Source organism: Jiangella alkaliphila (assembly GCF_900105925.1).
Lineage (GTDB): Bacteria > Actinomycetota > Actinomycetes > Jiangellales > Jiangellaceae > Jiangella > Jiangella alkaliphila.
In genome coordinates, this window is sequence record NZ_LT629791.1 from 6927436 (window position 1) to 6945420 (window position 17985).

Here is a 17985-nt window from a genome sequence, read left to right on the forward strand (position 1 = left end):
TCCATGACGGCAGCTTCGCGCAGCTCCTGCAGAGCAACGTGGCGTTGACCGGCGACCTGCCGATGAACGAGGGCTACGTCGACGTCGTCGTCGGGCTGCTGGCGGCACCCGGAGAAGGGCTGCTGGACAAGGCGACCGAGTTCCTGGGCGACCTCGCGGAGCTCACACGGGTGCCGCAGCTGACCGCCGCCGCCGGGGTGGCGACCAAGATCACCGCCGGGGTCGACAAGCTGCTCGGCACCGACGAGACGATCGGCCTGCTCGCGTTGCAGACGTCGATCAACGCGGACGGCCTGCGCGACGGCTACTACGTCGCCACCAACTGGCCGGCGGCGAACGGCGGCCTGGATCGGCTCCGCGTCACCGACGCCCGCCTCGAGGTCCTGCACGACGACCAGGTGTGGCGGCCGGCCGCCGGGTTCGACTACTTCGTCCTCGAGGTGGCGACGACCGGCAGCCATCCCGACCGCTGGCGGCAGCTCGGGGCGATGCCCAAGGTGGTCAAGGACGCCCTGAGCCAACTGGCCAAAGCGGTGTCGGACGACGACGTCGCGGCCGCCGGCAGCGCGGTCCGGGTCGCGATCGTCGAGGTCGAATTCGAGCCCAACCTGACCGTCGAGGACCGTGCGATCGCCGCCGACCGCATCGCCGCCGCAGGGGTCGAGCGGCGCAAGGTGATCCTCACGAAGCAAGCCGGGGAGGCCTCCGGCGACAGCGACCGGGCCGAGATCCTCGGCAAGCTCCAGTCGATCGATCTCGTCGGCGCGGACGTGACGAAGCGCCTCTCACTGATGCGGCAGCGCGCGTTCGGCTAACGGAATTCAGCCGGCGGTCTTGACGTGCATCCACAGGACGACGTCGAGGATGCGCAGGGGCGGGTCGTGCAGGTCGGACTCGCGGATCGCGGACTCCTGGGTCACCTCCTTGAGCCGCCCCTGCACGTCGGCGTCGGTGATGAGGTGCTGGTAGACGAGCCAGTCGACGCGGCGGTCCTGGCCGACGCCGAGGAGGCCGCGGGTGACGAGGGAGTCGCGGACGGGGAACAGCCGCGGCCGCTTGCGGGCGCACAGCTTCGACGCCGCCACCCACTTGTTGCCGCCTAGGGCGTTCTTGAGCTGCAGGTGCAGGTGCTCGGCGGCGTCGAGGACGGCGTCGTCGGCGTCGGCGAGGTCGGTCTCGGCGGGCACCATGCGCAGCGCCTTGAGGACGTCGTTGCGGTGCGGGCCGCCCTGCAGCAGCTGCCGCCCCGCCCGCGGCCCGACGGTGATGCCGAGCAGCGACGTGGCATAGAGGTCCGCGGCGGTGATGGAGTCGTACTCCACCGGGCCAACGGCGAGGAAGCTGCGGCCGGCGTAGTTGGAGTCGCGGTCGTAGAAGAGGCGGAGGTTCTCGACGGCGCCGGCGTCCTCGAGTGCTCCCAGCGCGGCCGACCGTGCGCGGTCGAGCTGAGCTGAGGACGGCCGACGGGCGCGTGTCGGGGTCACGACGATCATCGTGACAGGCTCCTCGGACACAACCAACCCCTTGATCGTCAAGCGGACGCAAAGATTGCGGCCCCCACCGTGTAGAACGCGTGAAGATCCTGTCCCGTCCGGCCGTCGCGACCCTAGCGTCGAAGCCATGGAGCACTCACAGCCATTGTTCGTCCCCGTCCGCTCGGCCGGCCCGGCGCCGTCACCATGTATCGCCGTCGTCACCGCCCGGCTCCCGGAGGGCGGCCGCGTCGGCCTGGCCTTCACCAGCGTCGAAGCGCTCGCCGCCGCCATGGGCCGCAGTCAGCCGTGGATCCGGCTGAGCCTTGCCGCCGAGCGCGCGCTGCTCGCCCCCCTCGGTGTTTCGCGCATCCAGGTCGACCCGGCCCTCGTCGCGCCCCCGGTGCCGGCGACGACGAGCCGTGCGCTGGCGGGAGCCCGTCATGCGGCGTGAGCTGGACGCCGTTGACCGGGTGATCCTGGGCCAGCTGCTGCGGATCGGGCGGTCCCCGCTGCACATCCTGGCGCGACGGGCCGGGCTGAGCGTCTCGGCGATGTCCGTGCGGGTCCGGCGGCTGGAGGAGGCCGGGGTCATCGCCGGCTTCCGCGCCCAGCTCGACCTCGACGCCGTCGGCCGGCCTCTGCAGGCGGTCGTGCGGGTCGGGCTGGCGCCGGAGACCGAGCGGCCGATCTTCGAGAAGTGGCTCAGCGGCCGCTCGGCGGTGACGGCGGCCTGGCAGCTGGCCGGCGACGCCGACTACGTCGTCCACCTGGCCTGCCGCGACGTCGCCGACCTCGACGACGAGTTGCGCGAGCTGACCGAACACGGCGGCGCCGAGCGGACGCCGACGAGCATGGTGCTGCATGCGGTCCCGGACCTCGGCGAACACCTGACCGACTGACCCTGTCGGTGCCCGGTTCTAGCCTGAGGACCATGGCGTACGCGTTCGAGACCCGGCCGCTCACCGCCGCGACCTGGCCCGACCTCGAGGAGCTGTTCGAGGTCCGGGGCAACGCGATCGTGCGCGACTGCTACTGCATGTTCTTCCGGCGAGCCCGGCCGGCCAAGGACGCGCCGCGTCCCGACCCGGACAGCAAGGCCGGCCTGCGCGCCCTGGTCGACGGCGACGGCGTCACGCCCGGCGTGACGCCCGGCCTGGTCGGGTACGTCGACGGCGGGCCGGCGGGCTGGATCAGCCTGGGCCCGCGGCCTGACTTCCGGCGGCTGGAGCGGTCCCGCGTCATGAAGCAGGTCGACGACACCCCGGTCTGGTCGGTGGTCTGCACGTTCGTCGCGAGGCCGTTCCGCGGCCGGGGCGTCCAGCACCGGTTGCTCGCGGCCGCCGTCGAGCACGCCCGCGACCACGGGGCCGGCATGCTCGAGGCGTACCCCGTCGACAAGCCGGAGCGCAGCCATCCCGACTCCATGTTCGTCGGCTCGCGGTCGCTGTTCGAGCGGGCCGGCTTCACCGAGGTGGTGCGCCGGTCCCCGACCCGGGTGACGATGCGCCTCGCGCTCCGCTGACCGCACCGGCCCAGATCGGGACAATGCACCAAGCCGGCCCAGAACGCAATGTGCGTACGACGTACGCGTACGGTGTACGCTGTCGCCATGACCATCCTCGTCACCGGTGCGACCGGAAGCGTCGGCCGCCTCGTCGTCGACCACCTGCTCACCCGCGGCGCCACCGACGTGCGCGCCCTCGTCCGCGACCCCGCGAAGGCCACACTGCCCGCCGGCGTCGACGTCGCGACCGGCTACGTCGCCGAACCCGAGTCGCTGGACGCCGCCTTCGACGGCGTCGACCGCATGTACCTCACGTCCTACACCGACACCGCCGCGGAGGTCCTCGCCCGCGCCAAGAAGGGCGGCGTGCGCCACGTCGTCAGCCTGTCCGGCGAGCGGGAGAGCTGGTGGGGCTCGATCGTCGACGACGTCGAGGCGTCCGGGCTCGAGTGGACGCACCTGTGGCCGGGCGAGTTCATGGAGAACACGACGATCTGGACCGACCAGATCCGCACCACGAGCCAGGTCCGCGACGGCTACGCGGCCTCCGCCAACGCCGCCATCGCGATGGACGACGTCGCCGCGGTCGCCGCCGTCACGCTCACCGAAAACGGCCACGTCGGGCGGGCGTACCCGCTCACCGGGCCCGAGACGCTGACGCGCGCCGAGAAGGTCGCGCTCATCGGCCGGGCCCTCGGCCGCGACGTCCCCTACGTCGAACTCAGCCGCGACGATGCGATCGCCGAGCTCACAGCGTCGATGGGCGAGTACGCCGAGTGGTACGTCGACGGCGAGGGCCAACAGGTCGAGCACCCGCAGCAGCCCACCACTGCTGTCGCCGAGGTGCTCGGCCGACCGGCCACGACCTTCGCCGACTGGGCCGTGCGCCACGCGGACCTGTTCCGCTGACCCGCGCCGCATTACAGTCGATATGTGACGGTCATCGTTCTGCTCATCGCGCTGGTCGTGGCGCTCATCCTCACGGTGACGGTCGTCTATGCGCGGCAGCCGGCGTCCGGTACCGGGCGCGTCCGCCGGTACCGGCGCCGCATCCGCGTGGCGCCGCTGTTCCGGCTGGAGCGACTCAGCCAGCACCGCTACGTCCTGCGCAACGACGGCGGCACGCCCGCCTACGACGTCCAGCTCGACACCGGTGACCTCACCGTCACCGAGGGCGAGACCCACCTGCGCGAGTTCGGCCCGCGACACGCCGAACAGCTGCTGCTGATCCAGCCGATGCACGGCCGGGTGGCCGACCTCGTGGTGCGCTGGCGCGCCCGTCCTGGCGACGACGCGGTGCAGGTCACGCCGCTGCCGCTGGACATCGAGGCGGCCTCCGAAGGGCAGGACGCCTGACTCGCCGGCCCGCGCGGCACGCGGGATTCGACCGCGGCGACTCACCGCCGCGGATGATGACTTAAGGTCGTCCAATGCTTGGCCTGCCGGACCACATCAAGGCGTGCCTGTTCGATCTGGACGGGGTGCTCACTCCCACGGCGGAAGTGCACAAAATCGCCTGGAAAGCGACGTTCGACGCGTATCTGCGCGACCACGCGCAGCGCACCGACGACGCCTTCGTCCCCTTCGATCTCGAGCGCGAGTACAACGTCTACGTCGACGGCAAGTCACGTGCCGACGGCGTACGGTCGTTCCTCGCCGCACGCGGCATCACCCTGCCCGAGGGCAGCCATGACGACCCCGGCACCGCCGACACCGTCAACGGCCTCGGCAACCGCAAGAACGCCGTGCTGCTGGAGCGGCTGCGCGAGGTCGGGGTGCGCCCCTACCCGGGCTCCGTGACCTACCTGCGCGCAGCCGCCGAGGCCGGGCTGCGCCGGGCCGTGGTGTCCGCCAGCGCGAACGCCGGCGAGGTGCTCGCGGCGGCCGGCATCGACGACCTGCTGGAGATCAGGGTCGACGGCCTGACGGCGCGGGCGGACGGGCTGCGCGGCAAGCCGCAGCCCGACACCTTCCTCGCCGCGGCCGAGCGGCTGGCCGTCGCGCCGGGCGAGGCCGCGGTGTTCGAGGACGCGCTCGCCGGCGTCGAGGCGGGCCGCGCCGGCGCCTTCGGGCACGTCGTCGGGGTCGACCGCGTCGGCCAGGCCGACGCCCTGCGCGAGCACGGCGCCGACGTCGTCGTCACCGACCTCGCCGACCTGCTGGAGGCCGGCCGGTGATCCGAGAGAGCGCCTACCCGACGGAGCCGTGGCGCATCCGCGAGGCGACGCTGGACCTCGAGCTGCTGGCGCAGTCCGAGTCGGTGCTCGCGCTGTCCAACGGCCACATCGGCCTGCGCGCCAACCTCGACGAGGGCGAGCCGCACGGACTGCCGGGCAGCTACCTCAACTCGTTCTACGAGCTGCGCCCGCTGCCGTACGCCGAGGCCGGCTACGGCTACCCCGAGCAGGGCCAGACCATCGTCAACGTCACCAACGGCAAGCTGATCCGGCTGCTGGTCGACGACGAGCCGTTCGACGTCCGCTACGGCGACCTGCGCGCGCACGAGCGCGTCCTGGACATGCGGGCCGGCACGCTCGACCGCACGGTGGAGTGGGTGTCGCCGGCGGGCCAGGCGGTGCGGGTGCGCTCGACCCGGCTGGTGTCGTTCACCCAGCGGGCCGTCGCCGCCATCTGCTACGAGGTCGAGCCGGTCGACAAGGAGGCCCGGGTCGTCATCCAGTCCGGGCTGGTCGCCAACGAGGAGGTCCCGGTCACGAAGAAGGACCCGCGCGTCGCGGCCGTCCTGGAGGAGCCGCTGGAGTCCGAGCAGTACCTCGCCAACGGCGCCGGCGGCCTGCTGATCCACCGGACGAAGGCCAGCGGCCTGCGCATGGCCGCGGCGATGACGCACGTCGTCGAGGGCCCGGACCGCACCGTCGTTAGCACCGAGGCGTTCCCCGACTGGGCGCGGACCACGATCGCCTGCGTTCTCAAGCCGGGCGAGCGGCTGCGCGTGATCAAGCTGCTCGCCTACGGGTTCTCCAGCCAGCGGTCGCTGCCGGCGCTGCGCGACCAGGTCGGCGCCGCGCTGGCGTCGGCCCGGCTGTCCGGCTGGGAGGGGCTCTGCAAGGGCCAGCGCGAGTACCTCGACGCGTTCTGGGACGCGGCCGACGTCCGCGTCGACGGCGATCCCGAGGTCCAGCAGGCGGTCCGGTTCGGGCTGTTCCACGTCCTGCAGGCCGGCGCCCGCAACGAGATGCGGCCCATCGCGGCGAAGGGCCTGACCGGCCCGGGGTACGACGGCCACTCCTTCTGGGACACCGAGATGTTCGTGCTGCCGGTGCTGATCTACTCGCAGCCCGACGCGGCGGCGCAGGTGCTGCGCTGGCGGCACGCCACGCTCGACCTCGCCCGGGAGCGAGCCCGCACCCTCGGGCTGAAGGGCGCCGCGTTCCCCTGGCGGACCATCCGGGGCCACGAGACGTCGGGCTACTGGCCGGCCGGCACCGCCGGCTTCCACATCGGCGCCGGCATCGCCGACGCCACGATGCGCTACCTCCAGGCCACTGGCGACGAGGCGTTCGAGCGCGAGGTCGGCGTCGAGCTGCTGGTCGAGACGGCCCGGCTGTGGCGTTCGCTCGGCCACCACGACCGCCACGGCGCGTTCCACATCGACGGCGTCACCGGCCCGGACGAGTACTCGGCGGTGTCGAACGACAACGTCTACACGAACCTCATGGCGCAGCGGAACCTGCTCGGCGCGGCCGACGCCGTCCTCCGTCACCCCGACGTCGCCGACGCCCTCGACGTCGGCGAGGAGGAGGCGGCCTCCTGGCGCGACGCCGCCCACGCCATGACCGTCCCGTACGACGCCGAGCTGGGCGTGCACCAGCAGTCCGAGGGGTTCACCCGGTTCCAGGAGTGGGACTTCGAGGAGACCGCCCCCGACGACTATCCGCTGCTGCTCACTCACCCGTACTTCGACCTGTACCGCCGCCAGGTCATCAAGCAGTCCGACCTCGTGCTGGCCATGCACTGGCGCGGCGACGCCTTCACGCCGGAGGAGAAGGTCCGCAACTTCGCCTACTACGAGGCCCGCACCGTCCGCGACTCCTCGCTGTCGTCGTGCACCCAGGCCGTCATCGCCGCCGAGACCGGGCACCTGGAGCTCGCGCACGACTACCTGGGCGAGGCGGCGATGACCGACCTGCACGACAGCCACTCCAACACCAGCGACGGCGTGCACCTGGCGGCGCTCGCCGGGGCCTGGCTCGGCCTGGTCGCCGGGTTCGGCGGCATGCGCGACCACGACGGCGTGCTGTCGTTCGCGCCGCGGCTGCCGAGCCGGTTCGAGCGGCTGGACTTCTCGCTGCTGTGGCGTGGGCTGCGGCTGCGGGTGAGTGTGCGGCCCGACGAGGTCACGTACTACCTGCGCGAGGGCGACCACGAGGACGGCTCCCGCATCGACCTGCTGCACCACGGCGAGGCGGTGACGGTCCGCGTCAGCGCGCCGGTCACCGTGCCCATCCCGCCGGCGCCGCCGCCGCAGCCCGAGCCGCAGCAGCCGACCGGACGCGCCCCCGTCCGCCGCGGAGCGGGGCAGGTCGCCGGCGACTGACGTCGGCGGCCGGGGCGATAACCAGGTGATCCGTCCTTGCCGGGCACCGTACGCTTGATGGCGTATGCCCACCTCCCCCAGCACCGACACCTTGGCCGACCTGCGTGCGCGGCTGCCCGAGCTGATGCTGCGGGACGAACGGCGGCTCGCCCGCCGGCTCGACGGCGTGCGCAAGGTCCGCGACGCCGAGGCGAAGGCGGCCGCCGTCACGCAGATCGCGGGCGAGGTCGAGGCGGCGGAGCGGCGGCTGCAGCGGCGCCAGGCGACCGTCCCCGCCGTCCGGTACCCGGAGGAGCTGCCGATCAGCCAGCGGCGCGACGACATCGCCGCCGCCATCCGCGACCACCAGGTCGTCATCGTCGCCGGTGAGACCGGGTCCGGTAAGACGACGCAGCTGCCGAAGATCTGCCTCGAGCTGGGCCGCGGCGTCCGCGGGACCATCGGGCATACGCAGCCGCGCCGGCTGGCCGCGCGCACCGTCGCCGAGCGGGTCGCCGAGGAGTTGGGCACCGAGCTGGGCCGCGCCGTCGGCTACCAGGTCCGGTTCACCGCGAAGGCCGGCGACGACACCCTGGTCAAGCTGATGACCGACGGCATCCTGCTGGCCGAGATCGGGCAGGACCGCCTGCTGCGCCGCTACGACACGCTGATCATCGACGAGGCGCACGAGCGCAGCCTGAACATCGACTTCATCCTCGGCTACCTCAAGCAGCTGCTGCCGCGGCGGCCCGACCTCAAGGTGATCATCACCTCGGCGACGATCGACCCCGAGCGGTTCGCCGAGCACTTCGACGACGCCCCGATCATCGAGGTGTCCGGCCGTACCTACCCGGTCGAGGTCCGCTACCGCCCGCTCGACCTCGAGGACGACGAAGAGCCGCGCGACCAGATCCAGGCCATCGTCGAGGCCTGCGACGAGCTGGCGCTGGAGGCGTCGGGCGACGTGCTGGTGTTCCTGTCGGGCGAGCGCGAGATCCGCGACACCGCCGACGCGCTGCGCAAACGGTACGCCAACGCCCCGCAGGGCACCCTCGAGGTCCTGCCCCTCTACGCCCGGCTGTCCGCGGCCGAACAGCACCGGGTGTTCCAGCCGCACACCGGCCGGCGCATCGTGCTGGCCACGAACGTCGCCGAGACGTCGCTGACGGTGCCCGGCATCCGCTACGTCGTCGACCCCGGCACCGCGCGCATCTCCCGCTACAGCAACCGCACCAAGGTGCAGCGGCTGCCGATCGAGCCGGTGTCGCAGGCGTCGGCGCGGCAACGGGCCGGACGCTGCGGCCGGTTGTCCGACGGCATCTGCATCCGGCTCTACTCCGAAGAGGACTTCGAGTCGCGGCCGGCGTTCACCGAGCCGGAGATCCTGCGCACCAACCTCGCGTCGGTGATCCTGCAGATGACGGCGCTCGGGCTGGGCGACGTCGCGGCGTTCCCGTTCCTCGACCCGCCCGACCGGCGCAGCATCGCCGACGGCGTCAACCTGCTGGTCGAGCTGGGCGCGCTGGACCCGTCGGCCCGCGACGACAAGGAGCGGCTCACCACCGTCGGCCGGTCGCTGTCGCAGCTGCCCATCGACCCGCGGCTGGCCCGGATGATCCTCGAGGCCGGCCGCAACGGCTCCGTCCGCGAGCTGCTCGTCCTCACCGCGGCGCTGTCCATCCAGGACCCGCGCGAGCGGCCGAGCGACCAGCGCGACGTGGCCGACGCCTTCCACGCCCGGTTCGCCGACCAGACGTCTGACTTCCTGGCGTTCCTCAACCTCTGGCGCTACGTCAAGGAGAAGCAGGACGAGCTGTCGTCCAGCGCCTTCCGCCGGCTGTGCCGCACCGAGCACCTCAACTACCTGCGCATCCGCGAGTGGCAGGACCTCGAGTCGCAGCTGCGCCAGCTGGTCAAGCCGCTCGGCGTCACGCTCAACAGCGCCGACGGGTCCGAGGAACACATCCATCAAGCCCTGCTCTCCGGCCTGCTGTCGCACATCGGCGTCAAGGACGAGGCGGGCAACGAGTACCAGGGCGCCCGCGGCGCGAAGTTCGCCGTCTTCCCCGGGTCGGCGCTGTTCAAGAAGCCGCCGCGCTGGGTGATGTCGGCCGAGCTGGTCGAGACGTCGCGGCTGTGGGCCCGGGTCAACGCCCGCATCGACCCCGCGTGGGCCGAGCCGCTGGCCGAGCACCTGGTGAAGCGGACGTACAGCGAGCCGCACTGGGAGCGCAAGGCCGGCGCCGTCGTCGGCTACGAGAAGGTCATGCTCTACGGCGTCGTCATCGTGCCGCGGCGCAAGGTGCAGTACTCCCGCGTCGACCCCGAGCTGAGCCGCGAGCTGTTCATCCGGCACGCGCTGGTCGAGGGCGACTGGACCACGCACCACAAGTTCTTCCACGAGAACCGCGAGCTGCTGGAGGACGTCGAGGAGCTCGAGCACCGCGCCCGGCGCCGCGACATCGTCGTCGACGACGAGACGCTGTTCGCGTTCTACGACGAGCGCATCCCCGCCGACGTCGTCTCGGGCCGGCACTTCGACAGCTGGTGGAAGAACGCCCGGCACGAGCGCCCCGACCTCCTCACCTTCGACACCGACCTGCTGACCACCGACGCCGCCGGCGCCGTCACCCAGGCCGACTACCCCGACAGCTGGCCGGTCGACGACCTCGACCTGAAGCTCACGTACCAGTTCGAGCCGGGGTCCAGCGCCGACGGCGTCACGGTGCACATCCCGATCGAGGTGCTCAACCAGGTCGAGCCCGACGGTTTCGACTGGCAGGTGCCGGGGCTGCGGCCGGAGCTGGTGACGGCGCTGATCAAGGCGCTGCCGAAGCCGCTGCGCCGCTCGTTCGTCCCGGCGCCCGACACCGCCCGCGAGGCGCTGGCCCAGCTGCCGCCGTCGCCGGCCGGCCAGCCGTTCATCGACGCGCTGGCCCGGGTGCTGCACCGGGCGCGGGCCGTGCCGGTGGCGCCGTCCGACTTCGACCTGAGCAAGGTGCCCGACCACCTGCGCATGACCTTCCGCGTCCTGGACGAGAAGGGCCGGCTCGCCGCCGAGGGCAAGGACCTCGACGAGCTCAAGGTCATGCTGCAGAAGGAGCTACGCAAGACGATGGCGGCCGCGGCCAGCAGCATCGAGCGCGCCGGGCTGACGGCGTGGCCGGGCGGCGAGCTGCCGCGGACATTCGAACAGCGCCGCTCCGGGCACGTCGTCACCGGCTATCCGGCGCTGGTCGACGAAGGGACGACGGTCGCGCTGCGGGTGCTGCCGACCCCGTCCGACCAGGCCCGCGCCATGTGGACCGGCAACCGGCGGCTGCTGCTGCTCGGCGTCCCGTCGCCGACGTCGTTCGTGCAGCGGCACCTCGCGAACCGGTCGAAGCTGGTGCTCAGCCAGAACCCCGACGGGTCGGTCGCGGACCTGCTCGACGACGTCGCCGCGGCGTCGGTGGACTGGCTGGTGGCGCAGGCCGGCGGCCCGGCGTGGGACGAGGCGGCGTTCGCAGCGCTGCGCGAGCGGGTCCGGTCCGACCTCATCGAGACCGTCTTCGAGGTCGTCGGCGACGTCGAGAAGGTGCTCGAGGTGTCCCATCGGGTCTCGACGGCGCTGAAGAGCACGACCAGCCTCGCGCTGACGGCGTCGCTGGTCGACGCCCGCGACCACCTCGCCCGGCTGCTGCCGCGCGGCTTCGTCACGTCCACCGGCCGGAAGCGGCTGCCCGACCTGCTGCGCTACCTGCGGGCGATCGAGCGGCGGCTGGAGAAGCTGCCGACGTCGCCGCAGCGCGACCGGCAGAACATGGACACCGTCCGCCGGATCACCGACGAGTACGAGGCGGCGCTGGCCGCCCTCGCACCCGGCCACGGCCCGACCGCCGCCCACGACGCGGTCCGTTGGCTGATCGAGGAGCTGCGGGTCAGCCTGTTCGCCCAGGAGCTCGGCACGGCGCAGGCGGTGTCGGAGAAGCGGCTGCTCAAGGCCATCGACGCGCTCTACGACCAGCCCTCCTAGGCGCCGGCGACCGGTTGCCGGAGGACGGTGCGCTGCTTATCCGGCGCGACTTTCCGGAAGTCGCTGAGGTAGATCTCGTGGTGCTTGCCGGTCATCCGCAAGCCCTGGCCGGGGATGAACTCGTCGTGCAGCCGCGCCAGGACGTCCGCCTCGTCGTCGAACGAGCCGATGTGAAGCGTCTGCACGCACCGCCCCTCGGACAGCGTCTCCAGGCGGACGTCGTCGAGCTTCGGCGGCCGGTTCGTAGCAGCCACCCGTTCGACGGCGGCCGCGACGGCGTCGTCGTCGAGCCAGTCCGGGACCATCAGCATCATCGTCCAGTCCCACCGCGACTTGTCCCGCGCGGCCGTGAACGCGTCGAGGTCGTCGGCCCACCACAGGCCCTCCAGGGGCGGGACCACATAGTCGCGCCCGAGGTCGAGCTTGCTGGCGAACTTCAGCTTGTACGCGACCGGGTAGAGCGCCTCGACCGCCGCGGCGAACTCCGGCGACGTGTTGGGGTCGCCGTGCCCGTCGATCATCAGGTAGCGCAGGTCGGGGACGTCCAGCAGGCTGAACCGGCCGGCCCGCGCCCGGTAGCCGTCGAGGGTCTTCTTGAAGTCGGTCTTCTGCGTCATCGCTGCACCTGGACTCGGCCGGCGAGCCACTGCCTTTCCGCCTCCAGGAGGCTCAGGGAGTACGAGAACACCTCACGGGCAGGCAGCGGCAGCGGCGACTGCGCCGCCTGAGCCTGCCGGGCCGCCTCGATGCCGGCGATCCGGCCCTCGAGCCACGCCAGCCGGGCCTGCAGCGCCTGCGCGTACTCGTCGGCGGAGAGCAGCGGCAGGTTCGCGAGGCCGACCAGCAGCGGGTGCGGCACCGGACGCGGCTCCTCGACCAGAGCACGTGTGGTGCGGGCCGCGACGTCGCGTCCGGCGGCGGTCGCGTGGAACACCCGGCGGGACTTGGCCGCGGCGGGCGCGTCGGGCACCTCGACGAGGCCACGCCGCTCCAGCTTGGCGAGCAGGTAGTAGATCGAGGAGAACCCGATGTCGGTCCACTGCCGGATGCCGCGCCGCTCGATGACCTGCTCGAGGTCATACCCATGCTGCGGCCGCTCGATGACGAGCCCGAGCACTGTCAGCTCCGCCGGCGTCAACTCCACGCCCGCTATCCTAGCACTAGGATAACTCTCCGCCCCTAGCTCAAGTTGATCTTGGAGTAATGGCGCAATTGCTGGGCGAGTTGCCCGATAGATACCGCGTTTACTCCAAGATCAACTTCGAGGAGCGGGGGCGACGGAGCGGGGGTCGAAGCCGTACGGCAGCTCCAGCCGGTGTGCGGCCAGCAGCGCTTCGTCGGCCAGCACGTCGGCGGTCGGGCCGTCGGCCACCACCGTCCCGCCGGACAGCACGATCGAGCGCGGGCACAGCTGCAGCGCGTACGGCAGGTCATGCGTGACCACCAGCTGCGTCACGTCCAGCGAGTCGAGGATCTCGTACAGCTCGCGCCGGCTGGCCGGGTCGAGGTTGCTGGTGGGCTCGTCCAGCACCAGGATCTCCGGCCGCATCGCCAGCACGGTCGCGACCGCGACGCGACGGCGCTGGCCGAACGAGAGGTGGTGCGGCGGGCGGTCGGCGACGTCCGTCATGCCGACGAGCGCTAGTGCCTCGTCGACCCGCTCGTCCAGTTCGGGACCGCGCAGGCCGAGGTTCGCCGGGCCGAACGCGACGTCGTCGCGGACGGTGGGCATGAACAGCTGGTCGTCGGGGTCCTGGAAGACGATGCCGACGCGGCGGCGGATCTCGCGCAGCGTCTCGCGGTCGTCCGGACGCACTTCCAGCCCCCCGACGCGGACGGTGCCGACGCCGCCGGAGAGGATGCCGTTGAGGTGCAGCACCAGCGTGGTCTTGCCGGCGCCGTTGGGCCCGAGCAGCGCGACCCGCTCGCCCCGGGCGATGCTGAGGTCGATGCCGAACAGCGCCTGGTGACCGTCGGGGTAGGCGAAGGCCAGCCCGTCGACCGCCAGCGAGACGTCCGCGCTCATGCGAGCACCGCCGTCAGCGCGACGACGGCGGCGGCCAGCGGCAGCACGGCGCCGCGCAACCAATCGGCGCGGGTCGCGACGGCGGTGGAGGTCAGCGGCATGGCGCCAGCGTAGCCACGCGACAGCATCGCCAGGTGCACCCGCTCACCCCGTTCGTAGGACCGGACGAACAGCGCGCCGGCGCCCTGCGCGACCACCCGGACGTGCCCGAGGTGCCGGGCCTCGAAGCCGCGCGACTCACGGGCGATGCGCATGCGCCGCATGTCGCCGGTGACGACATCGGCGTAGCGGATCATGAACGACGCGATCTCGACCAGCCGCTCCGGCACCTTCAGCCGCTGCAGTCCGGCCAGCAGCGCCCGGACGTCCGTCGTCGCCGCCAGCAGGATCGACGCGACCACGCCGATGGTGCCCTTGGCCAGGATGTTCCAGCCGGTCAGCAGCCCGTGCTCACTGAGCGACAGTCCGAGCACGTCGACCCGCGGACCCTGCGACACGATCGGCATGAGCAGCGCGAAGACCACGAACGGGACCTCGACCACCATGCGCCGGACGATCACCCCGGCCGGCACCCGGGCCACGGCGGCGACCACGCCGAGCAGGACCGCGTAGGCGCCGAACGCCCAGTACTGCTCCCGCGGCGTCGCGACCACCACCAGCACGAACGCCAGCAGCGCCAGCACCTTGACGTGCGCAGGCAGCCGGTGGACCGGAGAGTCGCCCGGCCGGTACAGCGAATGCCCGTGGCCGCCGCTCACCGGACGGCGTTCTCCGTCGCACGAGCCGAGGACCGGCCGCCGACCAGCCGGAACAGCACCACACCGATCACGACGACCACCGCGACGCCGAGGATGCCGGCCAGACCGACCGGGATGCCGCCGACGTCGCCGTAGTCGGCCAGCGCGAAGTCGCCGAACGCGTGGTCGCGGGCGGTCTCGAGGAAGCCCTCACCCTCTGCGACGTACTCCAGGCCGTCGGGGTTCGCGCTGGCGAAGAAGCTGACGATGCCGGCCAGCGCCAGCGCGACCAGGCTGCCGCCGATCAGCAACGGCCGCACGCTCCCCCGCGCCGCCGCACCCGCGGGTTCCGGGGCACCCACCGGCACCAGCGTGCCGTCAGCCTGCTTGAGCTGCAGCGCCGGCCGCAGCCCGCGGGCGGCGTAGACGAGGTCGGGCCGGACGGCGACGACGGCGCTCACCGTCAGCCCCGTGATGACCGCCTCGCCGATGCCGATCAGCGTGTGCCAGCCGAGCATGCTCACGGTGAGGGTGCCGAGCGGCAGCGACGCCTCGCCGCCGACCGCGAACAGCAGCACGAAGACCAGCGCGGCGACCGGCACGGACACCAGCGCGCCGATGGTCGCCGCCGGCACCACCGACGCCGGCCGCTTCGACAGCACCGCCAGCACCGCGCGCGTCACCACCCAGCCGACGACCACCGTCGTGATGCCGATGAGCGAGATGTTGGTCCCGAGCGCGGTCAGCCCTCCGTCGGCGAACAACAGACCCTGCACGAGCAGCACCACCGAGAGACACAGCACCGCCGTCCACGGGCCGACCAGCACGGCCGCGAGCGCGCCGCCCATCAGGTGGCCGCTGGTGCCGACGCCGACCGGGAAGTTCAGCATCTGCACGGCGAACACGAACGCCGCGGTGAGGCCGGCCAGCGGGGCGGTGCGCTCGTCCAGCTCGTCCTGCGCCTTGCGCAGCGCGAGGGCGACCCCGGCGGCGGCGACGGCGCCCGTCGCGACCGAGGTGGGAGCGTTCAGGAACCCGTCGGGGACGTGCATGGGTGTCCTCCTCGTGAACGGGGGCGAAATGTCCGGTTACGGATCGAGATCCTGTATCTGACCAGCCACGACAAGCAGAGAACCCCTTGTCCACAGAATGATGCGACAGAGTCGCACATGACGCAAGAGCACAAGAACGCCGTTCATTTCCCGAATCATGAGACGCAACTGTCCGTATGGCGGGACGTCACCTTGCGGTCGCCCGGCGCGTTCGTAGGATCGCAGACACTGGTGGTTCGGCCGGCGGGCACCTGATGGGTGCGATCCGGCCGACGCAAGAGGCCCTCGGCGCGGTTGACGTCGACCGGGAGGCCGGCCTCCGGGCGAACGCATGTCCGCGCTCCCGAGGAGACCCCTGATCATGCCCCGAACCCTGGCATCGACCGTGCCCGGCTATCCGCGCATCGGCCCGGACCGCGAGCTCAAGCGCGCCCTCGAGGCTTACTGGGCCGGCGAGTCCGGCCGCGACGAGCTGGACGCGGCCGCGCGCGCCGAACGCGAGCGGACCTGGCGCCGGCTCGCCGCGCTGGGCCTGGACGCCGTCCCGTCGAACACGTTCTCGCTGTACGACCAGGTCCTCGACGCCGTCGTGCTGGCCGGCGCCGTGCCGCCGCGGTTCGCGTCGCTCGGCCTGGACGGGCTCGGCACGTACTTCGCGATGGCCCGCGGGGCCGGCGGAGCCGGCGGGGTCGCCCCGCTGGAGCTGACCAAATGGTTCGACACCAACTACCACTACCTGGTCCCGGAGATCGGCCCGGCCACCCGCTTCCACCTCGACCCGGCCAAGCCGGTGAACGAGTACCGCGAGGCGCGAGCGCTCGGCCTCGAGACGCGGCCGGTGCTGCTCGGCCCGGCCAGCCTGTTGCTGCTGTCGAAGCCGGTGTCCGGCGCGCCGTCCGGATTCGAGCCGCTCGACCGGCTCGACGACCTCGTCGCGGTCTACGCACTGCTGCTGACGACCTTGGCCGCCGAGGGCGTCGAGTGGGTGCAGCTGGACGAGCCGGCCTACGTCGCCGACCGGACCGCCGACGAGCTCGAGGCGCTGCGCCGGGTGTACGAGCGGCTCGGCGGGCTGGCCGAGCGGCCGTCGATCCTGGTGTCGGCGTACTTCGGCTCGCTGGGCGACGCGCTGCCGGTGCTGGCGTCGTCGCCGGTGGAGGCGATCGGGCTGGACCTGGTGGCGGGCGGGCTGCCGGTTGGTGACGTCCCCGGGCTGGCCGGCAAGACCGTCGTCGCCGGCGTCGTCGACGGGCGCAACGTCTGGCGCACCGACCTCGACGCGGCGCTGGCGACCCTGCGCGCCGTCGAGTCGCTGGCCGGCGCCGTCGCCGTCGGGACGTCGTGCTCGCTGCTGCACGTCCCGTACGACCTCGACGCCGAGACCGCGCTGGACCCGCAGCTGCGGTCGTGGCTGGCCTTCGCCGACCAGAAGGTCGCCGAGGTCGTGACGCTTGCGGCGGCGCTGCGCGGCGAGGACCGGTCGGCGGAGTTCGACGAGGCCCGGGCCGCCCTCGCCGGCCGCGCCGCCGCCCCGAGCGTCGTCGACGACGGCGTCCGCTCGCGGCTCGCGGGACTCGGCCCCGGCGACACCCGCCGCGGACCGTACGCCGAGCGAGCCGCCGCGCAGCGCGACCGGCTCGGCCTGCCGCCACTGCCCACCACGACGATCGGCTCGTTCCCGCAGACCGGCGACATCCGGCGAGCGCGGGCGGCGTTCCGGGCCGGGAAGCTGGACCGCGCGGAGTACACGGCGCGCATGCGGGCCGAGATCGAGCGGGTGATCCGGCTGCAGGAGCGGCTCGGCCTCGACGTGCTGGTCCACGGCGAGCCTGAACGCAACGACATGGTGCAGTACTTCGCCGAGCACCTGGCCGGGTTCGTCACCACCGAGCACGGCTGGGTGCAGTCGTACGGCTCGCGCTGCGTCCGGCCGCCGATCCTCTACGGCGACGTGTCGCGGCCGGCGCCGATCACCGTCGAGTGGGCGACGTACGCGCAGTCGCTCACCGAGCGTCCGGTGAAGGGGATGCTGACCGGCCCGGTCACGATCCTCGCCTGGTCGTTCGTCCGCGACGACCAGCCGCTCGGCGACACCGCCCGGCAGGTCGCGCTGGCCATCCGCGACGAGACCGTCGACCTCGAGGCGGCCGGTGTCGGCATCGTGCAGGTGGACGAGCCGGCGCTGCGCGAGCTGCTGCCGCTGCGCGTCGCCGACCGGGCGGCGTACCTGGAGTGGTCGGTGACGGCGTTCCAGCTGGCGACGTCCGGCGTGGCCGACACGACGCAGGTGCACACCCACCTGTGCTACTCCGAGTTCGGCGACGTCGTGGCCGCCATCGACGGGCTGGACGCCGACGTCACCAGCATCGAGGCGGCGCGGTCGCGGATGGAGATCGTGCCCGACGTGGCCGCGTCCGGCTTCGACCGCGGCATCGGCCCCGGCGTCTACGACATCCACTCACCGCGCGTGCCCGGCACCGACGAGGTCGAGGCGCTGCTGCGGCGCGCCCTGGCCGACATCCCCGGCGACCGGCTCTGGGTGAACCCCGACTGCGGCCTGAAGACGCGGACGTACGAGCAGGTCGAGCCTGCCCTCACCGCGCTCGTCGCCGCCGCGGCGCGGGTGCGCTGACGCCGTC

At 72.5% G+C, this 17985-nt stretch carries 16 protein-coding genes; 10 read left to right on the forward strand and 6 right to left on the reverse strand.

The genetic code is table 11. The annotated features are described in order from the left end of the window. The first annotated feature begins 38 nt into the window (after positions 1–38). The gene (locus BLV05_RS31910) at positions 39–815 is read left to right on the forward strand and encodes a hypothetical protein (protein WP_046768643.1); all 777 of its coding nucleotides are present in this window, start codon (positions 39–41) and stop codon (positions 813–815) included. 6 nt (positions 816–821) lie between these two features. Here the strand turns inward: BLV05_RS31910 and BLV05_RS31915 are convergent, their stop codons facing one another. Further along, positions 822–1484, reverse strand: a complete 663-nt coding sequence (locus tag BLV05_RS31915; protein WP_152690729.1) for a DUF6308 family protein — start codon at positions 1482–1484, stop codon at positions 822–824. Positions 1485–1620: 136 nt separating this feature from the next. On the opposite strand from BLV05_RS31915, the gene BLV05_RS31920 reads away from it, so the two are divergent. From BLV05_RS31920 to hrpA, 8 genes are all read left to right on the forward strand, one after another. Further along, entirely contained in the window at positions 1621–1926 is a 306-nt protein-coding gene (locus tag BLV05_RS31920) for an SAV_915 family protein (RefSeq protein WP_046768642.1), read from the forward strand. Further along, entirely contained in the window at positions 1916–2374 is a 459-nt protein-coding gene (locus BLV05_RS31925) for an Lrp/AsnC family transcriptional regulator (RefSeq protein ID WP_046768743.1), read from the forward strand. Before BLV05_RS31920 ends, BLV05_RS31925 begins: the two co-directional genes overlap by 11 nt. 32 nt (positions 2375–2406) lie before the next feature. Then, complete coding sequence (locus BLV05_RS31930; RefSeq protein ID WP_052762419.1) at positions 2407–2997, forward strand: GNAT family N-acetyltransferase; 591 nt, start codon at positions 2407–2409, stop codon at positions 2995–2997. A gap of 87 nt (positions 2998–3084) precedes the next feature. Then, entirely contained in the window at positions 3085–3888 is an 804-nt protein-coding gene (locus BLV05_RS31935; protein ID WP_046768641.1) for an NAD(P)H-binding protein, read from the forward strand. Between the two features lie 24 nt (positions 3889–3912). After that, on the forward strand, positions 3913–4335 hold the full coding sequence (locus BLV05_RS31940) for a hypothetical protein (RefSeq protein ID WP_046768640.1): 423 nt from the start codon (positions 3913–3915) through the stop codon (positions 4333–4335). A 74-nt stretch (positions 4336–4409) separates the two neighbouring features. Next, positions 4410–5156 carry a beta-phosphoglucomutase family hydrolase gene (locus BLV05_RS31945; protein ID WP_046768639.1) on the forward strand — a complete coding sequence of 249 codons (747 nt, stop codon included), beginning with the start codon at positions 4410–4412 and terminating at the stop codon, positions 5154–5156. Next, a complete protein-coding gene (locus tag BLV05_RS31950) occupies positions 5153–7537 on the forward strand; it encodes a glycoside hydrolase family 65 protein (RefSeq protein WP_046768638.1) in 2385 nt (794 codons plus the stop codon). The genes BLV05_RS31945 and BLV05_RS31950 overlap by 4 nt, the downstream gene beginning before the upstream one ends. A 64-nt stretch (positions 7538–7601) precedes the next feature. Then, positions 7602–11531, forward strand: a complete 3930-nt coding sequence (hrpA, locus tag BLV05_RS31955) for an ATP-dependent RNA helicase HrpA (RefSeq protein ID WP_046768637.1) — start codon at positions 7602–7604, stop codon at positions 11529–11531. On the opposite strand, the gene BLV05_RS31960 is transcribed toward hrpA, so the two are convergent. The 5 genes from BLV05_RS31960 to BLV05_RS31980 form a co-directional block, all read right to left on the reverse strand. After that, entirely contained in the window at positions 11528–12148 is a 621-nt protein-coding gene (locus BLV05_RS31960; protein ID WP_046768636.1) for a GyrI-like domain-containing protein, read from the reverse strand. The two genes, hrpA and BLV05_RS31960, sit on opposite strands and share 4 nt — an antisense overlap. Continuing rightward, the gene (locus BLV05_RS31965) at positions 12145–12675 is read right to left on the reverse strand and encodes a PadR family transcriptional regulator (RefSeq protein WP_046768635.1); all 531 of its coding nucleotides are present in this window, start codon (positions 12673–12675) and stop codon (positions 12145–12147) included. Before BLV05_RS31965 ends, BLV05_RS31960 begins: the two co-directional genes overlap by 4 nt. A gap of 111 nt (positions 12676–12786) precedes the next feature. Continuing rightward, complete coding sequence (locus BLV05_RS31970; protein ID WP_046768634.1) at positions 12787–13557, reverse strand: energy-coupling factor ABC transporter ATP-binding protein; 771 nt, start codon at positions 13555–13557, stop codon at positions 12787–12789. Continuing rightward, positions 13554–14315, reverse strand: a complete 762-nt coding sequence (cbiQ, locus tag BLV05_RS31975) for a cobalt ECF transporter T component CbiQ (protein WP_046768633.1) — start codon at positions 14313–14315, stop codon at positions 13554–13556. The genes BLV05_RS31970 and cbiQ overlap by 4 nt, the downstream gene beginning before the upstream one ends. Then, the gene (locus BLV05_RS31980; RefSeq protein ID WP_046768632.1) at positions 14312–15346 is read right to left on the reverse strand and encodes an energy-coupling factor ABC transporter permease; all 1035 of its coding nucleotides are present in this window, start codon (positions 15344–15346) and stop codon (positions 14312–14314) included. Before BLV05_RS31980 ends, cbiQ begins: the two co-directional genes overlap by 4 nt. Before the next feature lie 361 nt (positions 15347–15707). Between BLV05_RS31980 and metE the strand changes: the two genes are divergently transcribed. Beyond that, positions 15708–17978 (forward strand): 5-methyltetrahydropteroyltriglutamate--homocysteine S-methyltransferase, encoded by a 2271-nt coding sequence (metE, locus tag BLV05_RS31985; protein ID WP_046768631.1) that lies wholly within the window; start codon positions 15708–15710, stop codon positions 17976–17978. Positions 17979–17985 lie beyond the last annotated feature (7 nt).